We start from the raw sequence: 18146 nt of genomic DNA on the forward strand, positions 1-18146 counted from the left end.
CGCTCCTTCACGCGCTGGCCCTTCATTCATGGGCACCAGGCAGGCGGGCGAAGGTTCCCGCTTTTTCCCCCGTCGGGTAGCCTGGCGCGAAACGCTCACGCCTCCAAGCGCACCACGGCGCGGGCTCCAGCGGCTTGCGCGTAACGCTGCACGCTGCGCAGGGATGGCGGGCGCTTGCCACTCTCCAGCCGTGCCACCACGCTTTGCGTCGTGCCCATGCGCTGCGCAACCTCGGCTTGCGACAGGCCAGCGCGGACGCGGGCTGCAATCATTTCGCGGGCAATGGCGAATTCATGCCCCAAGGCGTCATACTCGGCCCGCACTTCGGGCACGGCCAGTAGGGTGCGCTTGATGCTTTGCAGGGTCTTGCCAGCGCGTGAGGCGGCTAGAGCTTGCATGCCCTCCGTCAGTTCGGCGGCAAGGTTGCGTTTCATGCCTGCGCCTTTTCCACCCGCAGGCGCAGGCCAGCGGCATGCGTCACGGCCATGAGCGTGCGCAATGTGGGATTGCCACGCGGCGAAAGCGTGCGATAGAGCGTTTCACGCGAGAGCCCGGTTTCCTCGGCAATGGCGCGCATGCCTTTGGCTTCGGCAATGCTGCGAAGGGCGGCTAATAAGGCTTCGCGGCCTCCGGGTTCGTCGGCTTCGTCGATGGCTGCATTCAGTAGCTCCTCGGCAAAGCCTTCATCCTGCCGCAGCAACTCGACGATGGTTTGATTCAGGGGGCGTGATGCGTTCATGGTGCGTTCCTTTGTTGCCAGTCTGTCCAATATCGCCGGGCTGTTGCGATGTCGGCTTGCTGGGTGCGCTTGTCACCACCGGCCAGCAGCAGTACCAAGCGGGCACCGGCGCGGGCGTAATACACCCGGTAGCCCGGCCCCCAGTCAATGCGCAATTCCCACAGTCCACCCGATAAGGCTTTGCAGTCTCCCGGATTGCCACCCTCCAGGCGTAGCAAGCGGGTTGCAATGCGGGCGCGGGCTTGTCTGTCGAGCAAAGCGGCCAGCCAGTCCTGCACGGGGCATTGCCCTTGGTCTGTCAAGTAGCTTTGCACTTCAAGCATGGGCAGATTGTAGCGTAAAGGCTACTGAATTACTGCACACGGCGCAGCGTCGGCAATGCCTGCGCGGCCTGAAACTCGATACCGGCCTGCTCAAGAATCCACGCCTCGATGCGTTCATGGTGAACCCGCAGCAAGTCCAGCGGGCGCACCTTGTAATGGCGCTCTGCCGTGGCGCTGGGTTTGTGCCCCATGATTTGCGCCACCACACCGGCGGGAATCTCCAGCCATTCCGTGAGCGTCGAGAAACTACGGCGCAGGCCGTGCAGCGTCAAATCGTCAAGGCCAGCGGCTTTGCAGGCGCGCGCGTGCGGCGTGTGCGGCCTAGACAGTTGCCCGCTGGCGCTTGTGGGGCTGGAAAACACCCATTCATTGCGGCGCGGCAGGCTGGCGAGTAGCTGCGCAACATAAGGCGTGAGCGGAATCATGCGCTCGCCCTCCACCTTGTCCCGAATGGCGATGCTGCGCCACTGGGTGTTGATGTCCTCCCATTGCAGCGCCAGCACCTCACCAGGGCGAGCACCAGTCAGCAGCATGATTTGCAGTGCGTAGGCGATGGTCGGATTTTGAATCTGGCGCACATGGGCGAACCATGCGGGCAATTGTTCCCGCGTCAACACATCGGATTTCGTGCCGGGCTTGCCCAGGGCTTCGCGGGTGCGGCGGGTCTTGGCCGGGTTCGGCGTCTGCACGATGTCTGCATATTGCGGATGCTCTGCGCACCATGTCAGGAATGCGCGCAGCAGTCGCCATGCCAGCCGGGCCGATGTGGGGCGCGCCTGGCCTTCGCGGGCTGCCCATGCCTCAATTGTGGGGGCGTCCAACTGCGCCAGCGGTAGCTGCATGAACTCGGCAAGCGGCGCGGCTGTGCGGGCCTTGCTCTTGTCGCCCCGGCGCTTTGACGGCTTGCCGCTGGGCTGCACCATGCGCGTGTTGTCCAACAAGTGCCGCTCTCCCCAGTGTGGGCGGCGCTCCTGCATGTAAGCAGTCCACACCTCACCCACTGTCAGTGCTTGGCGCTGCTGCTCGGTTTTGGCCTGCACACGGGCTGCGGCTTTGACTTCGTCCTGTTCGCGGCGTTGCTCGGCTGGGTTGATGCCACCATCAACCAGGGACTTCAGCCGGGCGGCTTCCTGGCGCGCTCCACGCTGCACCTCCACACGCTGCCCGCTGGCCTTGTCGAGCGTCCATACCGATTCGAGCGGCCAGACTTCCGGGCGGCCTATCGTCACCCGCACAGCGCCAGCACCTAGCCAGCCTTGGAACACATAGGCGCGGGCACCGCTCGCCGTCACGCGAAGCCCTAGACCGGGTTGCTTGGCGTCCCAGTAGATGGCCTGCTGCTTGCCTGCCTGGCATGTGAACTCTGCCACCCGTGCCGCTGTGAAATTCTCGCGCTTGCCCATATCCAAGCCCTCCAAGGTGGCCCATGTAATGGCCATGTAATGGAATTTTAGGCACATTCGGGAATAATGGGAAACGCTTTTATGCGCTACATGTCGCCTATGTTATTGTTTTTGCTTGAAACAGCATCGTCCGTCAACGTTTGGAAATGTCAACTTTCAGGGATTGAAAATCCGCGTGTCGGCGGTTCGATTCCGTCCCTGGCCACCAATCAGAATCAACAACTTAGCCCTGTCCATGTGACGGGGCTTTGTTTTTTCTGACGCGAGGTCTGGCAAACGTATCAGGGGAGTGATCTTCATGTGTGACACGAAGCCTAGGCCCGTGGGCTGTGCAAAATCCATGATTTCGCGCAAACAAGCCAGGTGCGGCAGACGAAAATTGGGCAAAGTGTGAAATTGTTCACGCGCGGAGGCGCCGTCCGGCCAGCCCATTGACTCGGATGTCAGCAGGTCAGTCGTGTCGACCTTTGGCGCCAACGAAAAATTGATCGGCCTGTTGCCAACGATCGGCACGAGGGGGCCGCATCTGCAACGACGTCAACCTCACGGGCTGGGCTCCACCCCCGTTCTTGCGCGCGGTCAGTCCAACGACACTGGCCTCGTCTCCACCTGCACAGCCCGAATCCTGCGGCTCTCGATGACCACCGAGCCGCATCCCTGGGTTTCCAATCCGCGGCCGGCAGCAGGGACGTCCGTCAAGAAGGCCGCCGCGCCACCTTGGTGACGGCGCGGGTGACCTCGGGCCATGGCCCCGGCGGTCATGCGATGAACCTGACAATCTGCCATGGCTCGATCTGCCCTTGCCATTTCCAAGGCGGTTCGCAGGTCGGCGCCTATGGTGTTGTTGGCACCGGCCTCGTCCGATGTGCCTCGGCATTGACTATCGGTCGTGTCGTGAAGGTTTAAACGCTAGGATTTCCGCGACGCGCTTCTGCTCTGGAGATTGCCGTCAGTGACGCGTGTTCAGCAATGATCCGAGGACCCGCTGCACCGCGAGCAGTGCCGCGTCAATCTCTTCGGACGTGGTGTGGCGTCCGAGCGAAAACCGCACCGCACAACGTGCGTACTGGGGGCTCTCGCCTTGAGCCAGCAGCACATGGGATGGCAAGTCCCTGCCACTGCAGCAAGCCGAGCCCGATGCGGCGATCACCCCTGTGCGCTCCAACGCGCGCAGCACGTGCTCGGCCTTGAGTTCTCCAAAACGCACCAAGCTCGTATTGGGCAGGCGCTGTGTGGCGCAGCCATAGATCGTCAGTGGTGCATTCAGTTGCGCCGAGCACCGTTTCAGCCCCGATTCGAAACGCTCGCGCAGTGCGGTCATGCGATCGACGTCGGCGGCCAAGTCGAGCGCCGCACCCTCGGCAGCAGCGGCGAATCCCGCGATTCCCGGCAGGTTTTCGGTGCCGCCTCGGCGCCCGCGCTCCTGGTTTCCTGCCAGCAGCCCCGGCCAGTCCAGCCCCTTGCGCACCACGAGCGCTCCCACCCCCTTCGGACCGTTGAACTTGTGCGCCGACACCGACCACAGATCAGCTGCGCTATCGGCAAAGCGCTGCACGCTCTTGCCCACGACTTGCGTGGCGTCGACGTGCAGCAGCGCACCTTGCGTGTGGGCGATCTCGGCCAACTCCGCCACAGGCATGAGCACCCCCGTTTCATTGTTGGCGCCCATCACACTGACCAGCACTACGTCCGTGTCGATCAACGCATGCGCGGCCTGCAGATCGAGGCGGCCTTCACCGTCCACCGGGATCACGTCGACCGGACATCCGCTGTCGCGCACACGTGCGGCCAACGCCATCATGGATGGATGTTCAACGGCGGACAGCACCAGCCTGCGGCGCCCGCAATGGGCCCCGCGGCGGCGCGCATTGCAGGCACCGAGCACGGCCATGTGATTGGCCTCCGTGGCGCCGCTGGTGAACACCAGTTCAGTGGGGCCGCAACCCAGAAAACGTGCAATCCGAGTCCGCGCGTCCGCCAGCACGCGCCGTGCCGCCTGGCCTGGGCCGTGAGCAGACGAGGGATTGGCCCAGACGCGTTCGAGCACGTCACGCATCTCCTGGAGAGCTTCGGCTGCCACGGGGGTGGTTGCGTTGTGGTCAAGATAGATCATGGGCATCATGCGTTTGGCACCTGGCCGATCCCCGGGCGCTTGGGCAACTCTGGCAGGTACAGGTCCGGGACGCGCAAAGCGCTGCGGCGCCTGGCATGGTCGCGCGTGCGAACGCCGCCTCCCGCTCGCCGAGTGGAGGTGCCCAAGCACCTGAACGTGAGGCAGCCCAGAATTGAATCGTTCGTCGAGTCGCCCGCCAGGGCATCAGGCGTCACCATGCGGCCCTTCCTTCTGGACTTGTGCCACCAACCAGTCCAGCAGTTTGCGGGCCGTGTCGAGGTCGCCGGGATTGGCATGGACCTGGGCGTACCACTGGGCGGCGGGGCTGGTGTGGAGGCCGCGCGTGCGTAAGAAGTCCGCCACCGGGTGGGGTGCCAACGACTGTCCCTGCGCTTCGCCGCGCATGCGGAGCCAGGAATAGGCCAGGGCTCCCAGGTAGGTCCGAATCCTGAACGGGTTTGCTGGCGCTTGGAGGCAGGCGCGCCATGCCACGACTTGATCCGGCGGCATGGGTCTGGCCAAGCCAAAGCCCTGCCCATATTGCGCACCCAGGAGTAACGCCGCTTCGATCATTCCGGCATCCTCCAAGCCTTCGACGACCACATCCCGGCGAAGATCGAGCCCCATCTGGATGATGGTGACCATGAGGCCCAAGGTCTCAAGGGGGTTTTGACGGATGCGCGTGAGCAGTGCCTGATCGATCTTGATGATGTCGAACGATACGCTCGTCAGGCGCAGCAAGCTGCTGTAGCCCGAGCCCAGGTCATCCATGGCGAGTTTGCAGCCGAGGTGCTTAATCTGAGAGAGGGCTGCATCCTGCGCTCCGCTCTCCAGAGCTTGCGTCTCCAGCAATTCCAGGGTCAGCCGGTCCGCCTCGATCTTGTGCAGGCGAAGGATGTCCTCGACCCACACTGCACATTCGGGGTCGCGCAGCACGCTGGGGGGCATGTTGACCGCCACACCGATACGCAGACCTTGTGCATCCCACAAAGTGAGATGCACAAGCGCCATGTCCAGCCCCATGCGGAAGAGACGGCTCAACTCGGTCTCCCCCAGTAGGGGAAGGAACACACCAGGCGCAATGATCGACCCGTCAGGCAGCTCCAAGCGAGCCAGTGCCTCCACCTTGATCAGCTGGCTGCTGCGCAAGTCAACGATGGGTTGCATGAACATGCGCAAGCCGCCCGAAAAAAGCTGCTGGCGCAAAATCTCCGCACGTTCCTGTGTCACGACGGTCGCGGGCGCGCTGCAGCGCAACCCCACCTGTTCCCAGCGCTGCTGGATTCCCCGTGCGATTTGCCGCATCACCGCCGATTCGAACTGACCCGGATAGGCGCCGTACAGTGCAAGCACGGCGACAATATGGTCCGATGCGTCGCTCAGCGGAATGGCAAGCACGGATCGCAGCCCGAACGCCTGCGCCGATTCGCGCCAAAAGTCATGGCTGGGGTCACGCGTGAAAGACGCCAGTCCTGTGATCTCACCGCGCCGCCAGGCTTGGGCGATGACGTTGGTGCTGCGCGGATCGGCCGGGTCATGGATCACAATCTGCAACTTGGGGGCGCGAAGGACCGCTGCGATGTCCTCCCCTCGCGAGCCGGCGCAGTTCTCGACCGAGAGTGCCCCGAGCGTGTTCGGGCGCATCAGGAGTGCTCCAAGAATACCGGGGAGTTGCGCGAGGGCCGCAAGCTCCAGGGGGCGAACATCGGCGAGTAACCGTCCATACCTCGGGAGGGGGGTCGCCAGGACGTCCAGATAGGCACCGATGGTTGCATCAGCAACTTGCAATTGAGCTTGAATGTCGTCCTGAAGGCGTCTTTCGGCGACCAGCAAAATCCGGTAACGCTCCCGCGCCGGCAAAAGGACTTGGTTCAGATGGTCCGTCAGCAGTCTTCGGTACATGGCCATGGAATGCACCAGCAGGGCGCTGCTCACGCCAACCAGGGCGTGGGCGCGCCCCAGACGCTGCGCTGCCCGTTGCACGTCCGCCAGAGTCGTGTCAGGGGCGAGCATGAGGTGAAGATGATCCGCTTGGCGTTGTTTGAGCGCAGCCATGTCCGAGGGACTCAGGTTTGCCAGGATGGCCTGCGAATGGGGCTCTTGACCCAGATCGGTGTAGAACACATCGATAAAGCGCTCGGAAACGTTGGCGAAATGCGCATGGGCTTTGTCCAGGAGGACGGCAGCGTCCCGGCCGTAGGCATCGAACCCTGTTTCGCGCTCCGGGGCGGTTAAACTCACGCTGGACAGGCGCCACCAGGATGTGCCGTCATGCTTGTGCATCTTGGCTTGGTACATCGCGGCATCGGCCAGACGCATCAGCGCATCGCCTTCCATGGCGTCTGCCGGGAACAGTGCCAGGCCCATGCTCAAGCCGACCGTTGCCGTGTGTCCCGCGGCAACGCTCACCGAGGTTTCCACTGCGTGATGCAGTCGCTTGGCAATCCGGGCAAGTTCGGCTGTCGTTTGGTATGGGTCCAGATCTTCGATCACGACGATGAACTCATCGCCTCCAAGTCTGGCGAGCGCATCCGACACGCGCAACTCGGCTCGTAGTCGTTTGGCCAATTCCTGGAGAAGCGCATCACCGGCCTCATGGCCCCACGTGTCATTGACTGGCTTGAAATCATCCAGATCGATCATGCCCACAGCCAGAGCTGTGCCGTTGCGCTGTGCACGCGCGATCGCCTTGGGAAGATGTGCTTCCAGCGCCCGTCGGTTGGGCAGCCCCGTCAGCGGGTCGTGCAGAGCCTCGTGCTCGATTTGCGCCTGCAGCCGATCCCGCGTGGTCACGTCGACGATGGTCCAGACGGCGAGGGCCTGTTTGATGTCCTGCACAACGCCGCCCGACAGGTCGCACGTGATGAGGCCCCCATCAAGGCGCCGCAGGCGTACGCTCGTCAGCTGGACGGAGCCTTTCGCGTAAAGTTCCGGGTACAGGGCCTTGATCCGCGCGAACTCGCTTTCATCGGGGTAGAGGATGCCGGTGGCCTGACCGATCAATGCTGTCTTGTCGGGGTACCCGAGCAGGGTTGCAAATCGCGAGTTGGCATCGACAATGCGACGCCCCCGCGTCAGCGCAATGCCGGCAACCGCGTTGTCCAGAAGCACCTCACGCAACAACGCAGCATGACGTGCGCGCTGCGCAAGGTCGATGCGATCAAGGCCGCTGGAGACATCGGAGGCCAGCCGGTCGAGCAGGGACTCCGCCATGCTGCCGAAGAGCCCAGCGCGTGCGCTGTACATCGCAAAAACCCCCCACATGGTGCCGCTGCGGCGGATGGGTAGAACGGCTATGGAGCGGATGTTGGAGGGGTTTGCAGGTTCGGCGCGATCCGCCGATTGTGGGGAGTCAACGACTGGCATGCGCACGCTGCGCCCATCGCGCCACGCTCGCCCGACGGCCTCCCGAGCCGCCGCCACATCGGGGTAACGGGCACCCGTGAGTTCGTCGGGATGGCCCTGGGCCTTGCTCGATGCGGCAAGAACCTCGACGCCTTGCGCGTCCCCTGGTCGTCCGATCCAGGCAAATTTGAGGTTGGCCTGCTTGACGGTGGTCTGACAAAGAGTCGTGAGAAGGGACGACTCGTCGTCGGCGCGTGTAATGGTCTGATTGACTTGCGCCAGCATGGCGTTGAAGTCCGCCAGCTGGCGTTGGCGCCTGGCATCGCGACCGCGTTGGCGAACCTGGCGACGTACGCTCAAGCTGGCGAGGCCGAGAAGCAGGATGGTCCCCGCCTCGAAGATCCAGCGCATCAGCGCGCTTCGCCAATACCGATGCCATACAAGCCAGGATGGCCAACTCGCTCCCACGATCAGCGGATAGCCTGGCACCGCAACTTCAACCGCAGTGGCGGCAGCCGCCTTCGGGGCGAAGTCCACCTGCCCCCGCTGCCACACGCCCAGCGCGCGATGGTTGCGCACGTCGAAGGCGGTGAGTTCCCATGGGCTGCCGGGCCCGGAAAAGGCGAGCAGCCGATCCAGTCGGTACGGAGCGCTGATGACGTACCGGGTCTGGCCTTGCGCATCCTGAACCCGATACTGCATGGCCAAGACGTGCATGCGCGCCGGGCCAACGGATTGGCTTGCCCCAAGCAGGAAATTGGGATTGGATGCCAGCGGTGTCAGCGATTGTGCGGCGACGGACGGCGCTTGGCGACGGACTTCGGTCGACCACAGGACGGCGCCGTCTGGCGCCTCGAGATTGACGGCGTAAAGACCGGGATGCCACGCCATGAGGCGGCGCAGGGATTGCACCGCTTGGGGGTCCGGGGACGCCGGGTCGGCGTCGGGTCCGTGAAGGGCCACGGCGGCAAACTGCAACTCGGTGAATCGCGTCTGAAGGCGACTGGCGACGGTGTCCGCATCGGTGGATGCTTCGCGCAGGGCTTCTTGGACGACACGGTCCTTGACCTGGTGGTATTGATTGCGCTCGGCCCACAGTCCCCACACCGTCACCAGCAGGACGGGCAGGATGAAGATCAGACCCTGCGCGAGCAGCCGAAGGCGCAAGCGCATGGTCAGGTTTGCCGCGCGTTGGCTTTGGTCAACACAAGGAGCTGCAGCTCGCGGGATGCGGGGGAATGCGCGCGCCTGGTCAGCGCGATGCCATGCTCACCGCGTTTGTAATGCACCATTCCACAAGGGGACATCGGACCACTGGCCGGTCTCCACAGGGCGCTCCCAGCGCAAACATCGCGGCCTTTTGCGCCAGGCTCGGGCGCAGGCAGCACGGAACCGTGCACAAAAGCAGCGCTGGTTTGCGCAGCGCTAAGCGGACGGTGGCTTGGCATGCCTGACCGGTCGGACCTGGCCGTGAACAAGGGCCAGGATGGCGAAACGGTACGCGGGGTCGCGTGCCATGCGTTCCACCCGATCAGCGGCCGCGGGCAATGATTGCGGCGTGCCGCGTTGCAGGACCTTCACGGTTGATACCACGCGATCGTTTGCCCAGACCTGGACGTTGCCGTGAACGTCCCAATGGGCGCAGAGATCCGACATGTCGATGACCATGGTTACACGCGAGCATAGGGGGAAGGGCAGCCGCAACGATGGCCCGAAGCCCGGCGACGGAGGCCACAACAAGGGATTGCGATCCCAACGCCGAAGCCGATGCGGCATCCTAAAGCGTCTTTGGGCGGAACGGTCCCTGCTGGAGGATGCGGATGCTGTTTTCATGATCCAGATCATGAAAACACGTGGATTCCGTGCATCCGCGATGTGTTGGCGCAACCCTCGGCAATCCAATTTCCGCAAACGGCGGACCAAAACCGGCCTGCTTCCGAGGACCGCATAAAGTAAACGGCAGCGCCTTGCTGGCCACCTCGCTGTAGGTCAATCCTGCCTGCAGAGGCAGGCGCAATGTCTCTCGGATCTGGCGCATCGTGATTCTTGTTGTGGGCATCGGCGTCGCTCGGAAAAAGCGACCAGCCTAGGCCCGGTCAAGGAATCACTTGCACGCCTACCCCCCGTCCACGATCAAGCTGAATCAGAGTCCACGATGAGACTGAAACGCCGTCCACGATGGGCTGAAATACGCAGCAGTGCATCGTTGGGAAGGGCGGCAGAAGTCATCCTTCCTTACGGGATGAATGGGGCGTTACATAATTGGCCACCTTGCCGCGGACACCGTCTGAACCGCCCTGACACGGTGTGATTCAGTCATTAGTTGACGTTTTGCATTTTTCTCGCAAAAATTGCATCCATATTTTATGTGGGGGTGCAAATGCTTGTGGAATTTCGCGTCACGAACTTTCGGTCGATCCGCGAAGAGCAGTGCCTTAGTTTCGTTGCCACCGCAGACAAGACACTCGACGAGACGCATTGCATAGCCACTGGGTCGTCAGCCGTGCCAAAGTTGCTGCGTTCCGCTGTCGTCTACGGCCCCAACGCGAGCGGCAAAAGCAACCTGATCTTTGCGTTGATCACCATGCAGACCATGGTCCTGACCTCGACTCGTCTGCTGGAGCCGCAGTACCGGGATCTGTACACCCCGTTCCGGCTTGATGATCATTCCGCGAATCAACCGACCGAGTTCGAGATCACAATCATGCTGGAAGGGGTTCGCTACCAGTATGGATTTGCCTTCGACGCCGAGTGCATCCGAAGTGAATGGTTGCTGGTCTATGTGGCCAACAAACCTCAGCGCTGGTTCGAGTACCACTACAACACAGAGACTGGCCAGAAGGATTGGGAACCCTTTTCTGCCTACTTCAAAGGGAACAGGAAGGTTTGGATGGAGAACACCCCGCCAAAAGCGCTGTTCCTGACACAAGCAAGCCAATCCAACAGCGCACAACTTCTCCCGATCTTCAATTGGTTTGCACGTGATCTGATCGTACTAGCGGGTCCTTTCGAGGTCAATTTGGCGCCGACGTTCGTCAAGCTTGCGGAGCCGCACTACAAAGAGTGGGTACTGAAGCTGATGAATGCTGCGGACATTCATGTGAGCGACATCAAAGTCGAGAAGCGAAAGGGGCAACATCTGCAACTCAAGTTCGAACCCGGCAAACCACTCGAAACTCTCGCGTTTGACGGCGAGGTGCCCGATGTCGAATTCTGTCACCAAATCGACGGCGGTAGTCCCGTCTGGTTCGATCGACGTTTCGAGTCCTACGGCACGCAGCGCTTGCTTGGTTATTCCGCGCCACTTCTCGACGCCATCGAGAATGGAAAAGTTCTGGTTGTCGATGAATTCGATACCAGCCTGCATCCATCGTTGACCCGATACATCATCCAGCTCTTGCATAACCCGAATCTCTCCAAGAAAGGTGCGCAGATGTGGATGACCACACACGACACCTCACTACTTGACCCCAACCTCCTGCGCCGCGATCAAGTTTGGTTCGTCGAGAAGCGGGCTCAACAGACTTCCGAGTTGTATTCGCTGACAGAGTACAGCCCGCGCAAGAACGAGGCCCTGGAACGCGGCTACCTCATGGGACGTTATGGAGCGATTCCCTTCCTCACGGAATTCCTGTTCTGAGGGGCGACATGAGAGAGGATCACCCGCACCAGCGAAGGGTTGCAAAAAATCGCTACAAGCATGAGCGGCGGAGCGCTCGACGCGCTGAGCGAGCGACTGCGCTGATCGTGTGCGAAGGGGAATGCACAGAGCCGTACTACCTGAGGGCGTTATTGGCCCTATTGGACATTTCAACAGCCAGTGCCGTCATCGTTCCTGGTCAGACAAAGGCTGACCCCGTGGCCGTGGTGACTCGCGCAAAGGAGCGATTCACTCAAGCACTGGAGTTTGACAAGGTTTTCGTCGTGATCGATGGCGACCAGGCTAATCTGGACTCTGCCCTACACCTGTGCAACACACCTATCCAACGGGCTAACCAGAGAGAGGGTCGGCCCGAAATACGTATTCAGCCGATCATCAGCTCACCGTGCATCGAGTTCTGGCTTCTTCTCCATTTCGCCTATACCGATCAACCATTTGGCAACTGCGCTGATGTCATCCGGGCACTGCAAGTTCATCTCCCGGATTACAGAAAAGCGGACCCGAAAATATTCCAAAAAGTTGGCGGCGAAGCGGGCCTCGGTCGCGCGATGGAGCATGTTGAGCAATTGATTTCTGCGCGCGCGGTGGGCAACGCAGCTTGGCCGAGCACAAGCCTACCAATTCTTGTCGAGGCATTGCGCGCGATGAGGACTCCATCGGGCTCCAATCTTCCCCCCAGTGCAAATCTATAAGCAACTATAGATAAGGCCCAATAAAATATGAACTTTCAGCAAGTTTTTTGATCCATTGATGATGGAAAAGGAAAACGCAAGGAAGCAAACACTGGAGCAACTTCACGAGCGGCGCAAGCAAGTCGTGAGGTTGCACAAGCGGGGCGTCAAGATCATGCAGATCGTGGACATGACGGGGCTGAGCTACCCGCCCGTTCGAGCGGCCATCGACTTGTACGAGGCCGGCGGCTGGAGCGCCATCCGACCGACTCGGCGGGGACGCGCCAGAGGCGACGGTCGGGTGCTCAGTCAAGCGCAAGAAGAGACGATCCAGCGCATGATCATTGACACACGTCCCGAGCAACTCAAGATGGACTTCCATCTGTGGAGCCGCGCTGCGGTGATGCAACTCATTGAACAAGAGTTCGACATCAAACTGCAGGTGCGCAGCGTTGGAAAGTACCTCACCCGCTGGGGCTTTACGCCACAAAAGCCGATCAAGCGAGCCTACGAGCAAAGCCCCGCGGCGGTGCAGGCTTGGCTGGAGGGCGAATACCCCGCCATCGAGCAGCGCGCCAGGGCTGAGGGCGGGGAAATCCACTGGGGAGACGAAACCGCGCTGGTCAACACGGACGTGCGCGGCAGAAGCTTTGCCCCTGCGGGCAAAACACCGGTGGCGATGGCGGTGGGCGGGACGCGCCAGAAGCTCTCGATGATCGCCACGGTCACCAACCAGGGCAAGACCCGCTGGATGATCATCGACGAGGCGTTTGACGCCGACAAGCTGATCGAGTTCTTGCAGGCGTTGATCAAGGATGCAGGCAGGAAGGTATTCCTGATTCTGGACAACCTGAGGGTGCATCACAGCAAGTTGGTGAAGGCTTGGGTGGCCTTGCATCACGCGCAGATCGAGCTGTTTTACCTGCCAAGCTACAGCCCCCAACTCAACCCTGAGGAGAGGCTCAACGCCGATCTCAAACAGGAAATGGGCAAACACGTGCCGGTGCGAACCAAGGCCAAATTACGCGAAGCTGCGAACGACCATATGGCGATGCTGGAACAAAACCCGCAGCGTGTGATGCGCTACTTCCAGGACCGGCATGTTCGCTACGCAGCTTAATACTTCACCGGGCCGGAGCAATATCGTCATGCCAGCCCCACTTTCGGATGCCGTGATCATCGCAGTATCTCGCATGGTCGATGACGCGCAGACCGAGACACGTAAACCGAGACACGTAAACCGAGCCATTCAGATATCGAGTATCAGATTCAGCGGTCTGGTCTAAGCAAGGCTGACCCCCGAGCGCAAGGCCAGATTGTTGGAAAAGCCAAGCGCGTCAGGACAGACAACCCTCAGCTGGGCATTAGAAAACAACCCTGCAGCGGGCGAAGCACTCGTTGAAGGAATTATTTCTCACCTACGCGGCTGTGGCGGCTTTCGGCCAGAGTCACCGAACTTCGTAGGCCAACACGTTGTGACGGATGCCATTGCTACTTTCCATGCGGTGGGCTTTGTCCTCACCGGGGGTGGCGAGCTGCAACCGGCCGTGCTCGACAACCTTTCGGGTTCCGCACTCTCATCGGCCCTTCAGGCCTACGTCCGACGGGCGAAGCGTGGAGGTGAAGACGCTGCGCTGCTGACGGGAACTGGAAAAGATCTATTGGAGGCGACTGCCGCCCACGTTCTGGTCGAACGGAATGGCGCATGTCCGCAGACGGCAAACTTCCAAACACTTCTGGGTCAAGCCTTTGTCGCGCTTGGTCTGGCAACACCTCAAGATACTGTGGAGCCAGGAGAACTTCCTCAACGGAAAATCGAGCGCGGGATGTGCACGCCGCTGCGGCGATAGATCTCCTCCTGGCGGTACAGCGGCAGGTGATCGTCATGCTTGGCCAGCACCGGCCGGGAACGGGGATGCCCTTGTCGATGATCTGGGCCGGCATGGGCGCAGCCAACACCGTCTGGCAGCATGCGCAGGCGTACTTGCCGCGGATGTGCCGGTGCACGAAGAAGCGCGTGGGCTCGCAGTCGAGCTGCGCGCTGATCTCCTCACCGATGCGGCTCAGGGGGTGGCCCTGCGGGCACAGCCCCGATTCGATCTCGTAGCGATGCTCGATGCGCTCAAGCTGCCCGGGCAGCGGCTGGCGTTTGGGGCAACGTTTGCCCGGGGCTGTGCGCTCGTGCTCGGCAGCGCGGTCCTCGGCCTGTTCCTCGGCTTGCAGCAGCGCCTGCGTCTTGGCATCGAAGAGCTCGCCCTGGGTGTCCAGTGCCTCGCTCGATTGCCCAAAACGCCATTGCTTGAGGCGCGCCAGCTCGAAGCTCAGGGCCTCGATCTTCGTCTGCTTGAACTTCAGATCCGCCTGCATGCGGGCAATGACCGCACGCGCGTACTGCGCCGTCGGATCGTCCCCCAGGGCCTGCAGTCGGTCGGAATCGATGGCGTCGAGCATGGGCACATTCTCGCGCGCGTGAGCGTGCGCGAGCAGTGGGAGTTGTCCGGATCGACAACCGCCAGCGCCTACACCACGGCAATGGCTGCTGCCGTGGCGTGAGCCGTCATCCGCTGCCACGGCAGCCCGGCCACCAGCCAGCGCCATTGCTGCTCGCTCAGGTGCAGCGCCTCACGATCGTCCTGCGGCCACGCGAACCGGCCTTCTTGCAGTCGGCGCGTGCACAGCCAGATCCCCGCGCCATCAAACACCAGCACCTTCAGCCTTGTCGCGCGGCGGTTGGCAAACACGTAGGCGTGGTGCCGTTGTGCTGAGCCAAACCGGGCCACAACCTGGCCCAGCAGGCTGTCCATGCCGCCGCGCAGATCACTGGCACCCACCGCCAGCCAGACGGCCTCAATGCGCAGCATGGCTCACCCCAGCCAGGCTCGCAGCCACTGCGCGCACTCCGCCGCATGGGCCACAGGCCAGTCGATCTGCGCCCGCCGAGCGCCAGCCACGCAGGTGATGCGCGCGTGGGCCGGCAGCGCATCGGCGGCCACCGCACCAGACCTCGGGCTGAGCCTGGCTTGCACGAACCCGCTCGCACGCGCAGGCACCTCCTGCCCTGCCAACTGCGCCCGCCAGCGCGGTGCGTGTGACAGCCAGCCCCGAAGCTGCCCGTAGCTGACGCCATGGCTTTGGGCAAAAACCTCGGCACGCCCACCGCTGGCCTTGAGTTCATCGAGGATCGCCAGAATCTCCCCAATCCTCTCCTCACTGAGCTTGTCTGATCGCATGCAGCCTCCCAAAACCCCAAGCTTCGCTCAGCCGTCCTTCACTGAAAAGATGGGTTTGCCGGACGCATACCAGGCAGGCGCACGCCCAAGGCTTTGTCAGCGTGGAAATTGAAGGCGCTGGGCATGATCTCTGCATGCCCGAGATCGATGAAGGCCCCTATATTCCCGAGCTGTGCGCGAGCAACGTTGGTTGACGGGGCACAAGTCCCTGTCCATGCTCAAGCGGTACACCCATGTCGAGGCCGAGAAGCTGGCGGCGAAGTTGGGATAGCATCGCGCCATGCCAGTTGTTTTTCGCCACAAGGGATTTCGTTTCCTGTTCTTCTCGAATGAAGGCAACCCGCGCGAGCCAGTTCACATCCATGCTGTCAAGGATGGCATTGACGCGAAATTCTGGCTTCACCCCGTGTGTGTGGCTTACAACGACGGCTTTGATGCCAAAACCTTGCGTGAGCTTGTTCAGGTGATCGAGAGCAACGTCAACGACATCGAAAGGGCCTGGGATGAACACTTTGGTTAGGGCGCAATCCGTCACCTTCGACGACGACAGCATGCAGGTGCGGCTTTCCGATGGGCGTGTGCTAGGCGTGCCGTTGGCCTGGTTCCCACGCCTGTTGCATGCCACCACCGCGCAACGCGCCAGCTACACCATCAGCACGCGCGGCCTGCACTGGGAAGAACTCGACGAAGACATCTCCGTCGAGGGATTGCTTGCCGGTGTGGGCGACCTGACCCATCGCCACGCCGCGGCGGCATGAAGCCACGCCCAGGCTCTTGAAAAGGGTCTTGGCATCATGGAAGTCGCGAGCATGACGGGGCACAAGTCGCTTGCCATGCTCAAGCGGTACACCCATGTCGAGGCTGAGAAGCTGGCGGCGAAGCTGGGGTGATGGTCTCAAGCGTGATCATGTACGGGCTGCGCCACCAAGCGCACCCCCAGGGCCGCGCATACGCGGTTGATCGTATCGAAGCGCGGATGCGCGCCGGGGCGCAGCGCTTTGTACAGCGCTTCGCGTGCGATGCCCGTTTCCTTGGCAATGTCGCTCATGCCGCGAGCACGGGCGATGTCCCCCAGCGCGGCCGCAAGAAGCGCCGGGTCGTTGGCGTCAAGAATGTCGGTCAGGAAGGCGGCAACTGCTTCTTCGCTGTCGAGATACGGCGCCGCGTCGAATGTCGGCAGGTCGGCGACTTTGATGCGTTCTGGCATGATCAATCCTCCAATTGCGCGGCCAACTTCTTGGCACGCTTGATGTCGCTCTGCTGCGTGCGTTTGGAGCCCCCAGCCAGCAAGACGATAACCTGGCCGCCGCGCTGGGTGAAGTACACCCGCCAGCCCGCGCCAACGTGGATGCGCAGCTCGTGGACGCCCTCGCCGACCGGTTCCACATCGCCCAGCAGCCCGAGTTCCAACCGCTTGATGCGCGCCACCACGACGCCGCGCACCATGCGCATCGGTCAAGCCATCGAGCCAAGCGGTGAATTGTGGAAGCGGCTTTACCATCAACATGATGCGATTGTAATCGAACGATTACAGATAATCAAGGGAAATGAGTCGCGACGCCCTCGCCACAGTCCTGTTCACTTCGCTATAGATAAGGCCCCATAAAATATGAACTTTCTGCAAGCTTCTTGATCTATTGACCATGGAAAAGGAAAACGCAAGGAAGCAAACACTGGAGCAACTTCACGAGCGGCGCAAGCAAGTCGTGAGGTTGCACAAGCGGGGCATCAAGATCATGCAGATCGTGGACATGACGGGGCTGAGTTACCCGCCCGTTCGAGCGGCCATCGACTTGTACGAGGCCGGCGGCTGGAGCGCCATCCGGCCGACTCGGCGCGGACGCGCCAGAGGCGACGGTCGGGTGCTCAGTCAAGCGCAAGAAGAGACGATCCAGCGCCTGATCATTGACACGCGTCCTGAGCAACTCAAGATGGACTTTCACCTGTGGAGCCGCGCTGCGGTGATGCAACTCATTGAACAAGAGTTCGACATCAAACTGCAGGTGCGCAGCGTTGGAAAGTACCTCACCCGCTGGGGCTTTACGCCACAAAAGCCGATCAAGCGAGCCTACGAGCAAAGCCCCGCGGCGGTGCAGGCTTGGCTGGAGGGCGAATACCCCGCCATCGAGCAGCGCGCCAGGGCTGAGGGCGGGGAAATCCACTGGGGAGACGAAACCGCGCTGGTCAACACGGACGTGCGCGGCAGAAGCTTTGCCCCTGCGGGCAAAACACCGGTGGCGATGGCGGTGGGCGGGACGCGCCAGAAGCTCTCGATGATCGCCACGGTGACCAACCAGGGCAAGACCCGCTGGATGATCATCGACGAGGCGTTTGATGCCGACAAGTTGATTGAGTTCTTGCAGGCCTTGATCAAGGATGCGGGCAAGAAGGTATTCCTGATTCTGGACAACCTGAGGGTGCATCACAGCAAGTTGGTGAAGGCTTGGGTGGCCTTGCATCACGCGCAGATCGAGCTGTTTTACCTGCCAAGCTACAGCCCCCAACTCAACCCTGAGGAGAGGCTCAACGCCGATCTCAAGCAGGAAATGGGCAAACACGTGCCGGTGCGAACCAAGGCCAAATTACGCGAAGCTGCGAACGACCATATGGCGATGCTGGAACAAAACCCGCAGCGTGTGATGCGCTACTTCCAGGACCGGC

General features: G+C 61.7%; 20 protein-coding genes and 2 pseudogenes. 8 read left to right on the forward strand and 14 right to left on the reverse strand.

From position 1 onward, the window contains the following. Window positions 1-95: 95 nt before the first annotated feature. The 7 genes from THIX_RS21510 to THIX_RS21545 form a co-directional block, all read right to left on the reverse strand. Window positions 96-434, reverse strand: a complete 339-nt coding sequence (locus THIX_RS21510; protein ID WP_233224673.1) for a helix-turn-helix transcriptional regulator — start codon at window positions 432-434, stop codon at window positions 96-98. Continuing rightward, on the reverse strand, window positions 431-739 hold the full coding sequence (locus THIX_RS21515; RefSeq protein WP_112487838.1) for an addiction module antidote protein: 309 nt from the start codon (window positions 737-739) through the stop codon (window positions 431-433). The genes THIX_RS21510 and THIX_RS21515 overlap by 4 nt, the downstream gene beginning before the upstream one ends. Beyond that, window positions 736-1062 (reverse strand): type II toxin-antitoxin system RelE/ParE family toxin, encoded by a 327-nt coding sequence (locus tag THIX_RS21520; RefSeq protein WP_112487839.1) that lies wholly within the window; start codon window positions 1060-1062, stop codon window positions 736-738. Before THIX_RS21520 ends, THIX_RS21515 begins: the two co-directional genes overlap by 4 nt. A gap of 29 nt (window positions 1063-1091) precedes the next feature. Then, window positions 1092-2501, reverse strand: coding sequence for a tyrosine-type recombinase/integrase (locus THIX_RS21525; protein WP_371412975.1), 1410 nt, complete (start codon window positions 2499-2501; stop codon window positions 1092-1094). Between the two features lie 120 nt (window positions 2502-2621). After that, window positions 2622-2978 carry a hypothetical protein gene (locus tag THIX_RS21530; RefSeq protein WP_112487840.1) on the reverse strand — a complete coding sequence of 119 codons (357 nt, stop codon included), beginning with the start codon at window positions 2976-2978 and terminating at the stop codon, window positions 2622-2624. A 436-nt stretch (window positions 2979-3414) separates the two neighbouring features. Then, window positions 3415-4578, reverse strand: coding sequence for a cysteine desulfurase family protein (locus THIX_RS21540; RefSeq protein ID WP_112488546.1), 1164 nt, complete (start codon window positions 4576-4578; stop codon window positions 3415-3417). 204 nt (window positions 4579-4782) lie between these two features. Further along, on the reverse strand, window positions 4783-8208 hold the full coding sequence (locus THIX_RS21545) for an EAL domain-containing protein (protein WP_158540976.1): 3426 nt from the start codon (window positions 8206-8208) through the stop codon (window positions 4783-4785). 282 nt (window positions 8209-8490) lie between these two features. Here THIX_RS21545 and THIX_RS23645 point away from each other — a divergent pair, with 282 nt between their 5' ends. Beyond that, window positions 8491-9207 carry a hypothetical protein gene (locus THIX_RS23645; RefSeq protein WP_233224674.1) on the forward strand — a complete coding sequence of 239 codons (717 nt, stop codon included), beginning with the start codon at window positions 8491-8493 and terminating at the stop codon, window positions 9205-9207. 141 nt (window positions 9208-9348) lie between these two features. Here THIX_RS23645 and THIX_RS21550 read toward each other — a convergent pair whose 3' ends face one another. Together THIX_RS21550 and THIX_RS24460 are read right to left on the reverse strand one after the other, a co-directional pair. Beyond that, a complete protein-coding gene (locus THIX_RS21550) occupies window positions 9349-9591 on the reverse strand; it encodes a hypothetical protein (RefSeq protein WP_031407471.1) in 243 nt (80 codons plus the stop codon). Window positions 9592-9700: 109 nt separating this feature from the next. Then, window positions 9701-9961, reverse strand: coding sequence for a hypothetical protein (locus tag THIX_RS24460; RefSeq protein ID WP_233224675.1), 261 nt, complete (start codon window positions 9959-9961; stop codon window positions 9701-9703). A 342-nt stretch (window positions 9962-10303) separates the two neighbouring features. On the opposite strand from THIX_RS24460, the gene THIX_RS21555 reads away from it, so the two are divergent. The 3 genes from THIX_RS21555 to THIX_RS21565 all read left to right on the forward strand — a co-directional run bounded on the left by THIX_RS21555 (window position 10304) and on the right by THIX_RS21565 (window position 13375). Continuing rightward, entirely contained in the window at window positions 10304-11563 is a 1260-nt protein-coding gene (locus tag THIX_RS21555; RefSeq protein ID WP_112487843.1) for an ATP/GTP-binding protein, read from the forward strand. 8 nt (window positions 11564-11571) lie between these two features. Next, complete coding sequence (locus THIX_RS21560) at window positions 11572-12276, forward strand: RloB family protein (protein WP_112487844.1); 705 nt, start codon at window positions 11572-11574, stop codon at window positions 12274-12276. 61 nt (window positions 12277-12337) lie between these two features. Next, window positions 12338-13375: an IS630 family transposase gene (locus THIX_RS21565; RefSeq protein ID WP_112488072.1), complete on the forward strand. Its 1038-nt coding sequence runs from the start codon at window positions 12338-12340 to the stop codon at window positions 13373-13375. Between the two features lie 696 nt (window positions 13376-14071). On the opposite strand, the pseudogene THIX_RS21570 reads toward THIX_RS21565, so the two are convergent. The 3 genes and pseudogenes from THIX_RS21570 to THIX_RS21580 form a co-directional block, all read right to left on the reverse strand. After that, window positions 14072-14706, reverse strand: a pseudogene (locus THIX_RS21570) (IS66 family transposase zinc-finger binding domain-containing protein); the annotation flags it as partial. Between the two features lie 68 nt (window positions 14707-14774). Further along, on the reverse strand, window positions 14775-15116 hold the full coding sequence (tnpB, locus tag THIX_RS21575; RefSeq protein ID WP_112487845.1) for an IS66 family insertion sequence element accessory protein TnpB: 342 nt from the start codon (window positions 15114-15116) through the stop codon (window positions 14775-14777). A 3-nt stretch (window positions 15117-15119) separates the two neighbouring features. After that, on the reverse strand, window positions 15120-15485 hold the full coding sequence (locus THIX_RS21580) for a hypothetical protein (protein ID WP_031404100.1): 366 nt from the start codon (window positions 15483-15485) through the stop codon (window positions 15120-15122). Window positions 15486-15765: 280 nt separating this feature from the next. On the opposite strand from THIX_RS21580, the gene THIX_RS21590 reads away from it, so the two are divergent. From THIX_RS21590 to THIX_RS25025, 3 genes and pseudogenes are all read left to right on the forward strand, one after another. Continuing rightward, window positions 15766-16005 (forward strand): DUF4160 domain-containing protein, encoded by a 240-nt coding sequence (locus THIX_RS21590; RefSeq protein WP_112487847.1) that lies wholly within the window; start codon window positions 15766-15768, stop codon window positions 16003-16005. After that, window positions 15989-16243 (forward strand): DUF2442 domain-containing protein, encoded by a 255-nt coding sequence (locus THIX_RS21595; RefSeq protein ID WP_031407446.1) that lies wholly within the window; start codon window positions 15989-15991, stop codon window positions 16241-16243. Before THIX_RS21590 ends, THIX_RS21595 begins: the two co-directional genes overlap by 17 nt. After that, window positions 16236-16375 (forward strand): annotated as a pseudogene (locus THIX_RS25025) (tyrosine-type recombinase/integrase); the annotation flags it as partial. The gene THIX_RS21595 and the pseudogene THIX_RS25025, both read left to right, overlap by 8 nt. Window positions 16376-16380: 5 nt before the next feature. On the opposite strand, the gene THIX_RS21605 reads toward THIX_RS25025, so the two are convergent. After that, window positions 16381-16692: an addiction module antidote protein gene (locus THIX_RS21605; RefSeq protein ID WP_031407443.1), complete on the reverse strand. Its 312-nt coding sequence runs from the start codon at window positions 16690-16692 to the stop codon at window positions 16381-16383. Window positions 16693-16694: 2 nt separating this feature from the next. Then, window positions 16695-16937: a type II toxin-antitoxin system RelE/ParE family toxin gene (locus THIX_RS21610; protein ID WP_231480581.1), complete on the reverse strand. Its 243-nt coding sequence runs from the start codon at window positions 16935-16937 to the stop codon at window positions 16695-16697. Between the two features lie 191 nt (window positions 16938-17128). Here THIX_RS21610 and THIX_RS21615 point away from each other — a divergent pair. Continuing rightward, on the forward strand, window positions 17129-18146 hold a 1018-nt coding region (locus THIX_RS21615; protein WP_112487848.1), incomplete at its 3' end, for an IS630 family transposase.

Origin of the sequence: Thiomonas sp. X19 (assembly GCF_900089495.1) — a bacterium.
Lineage (GTDB): Bacteria > Pseudomonadota > Gammaproteobacteria > Burkholderiales > Burkholderiaceae_C > Thiomonas_A.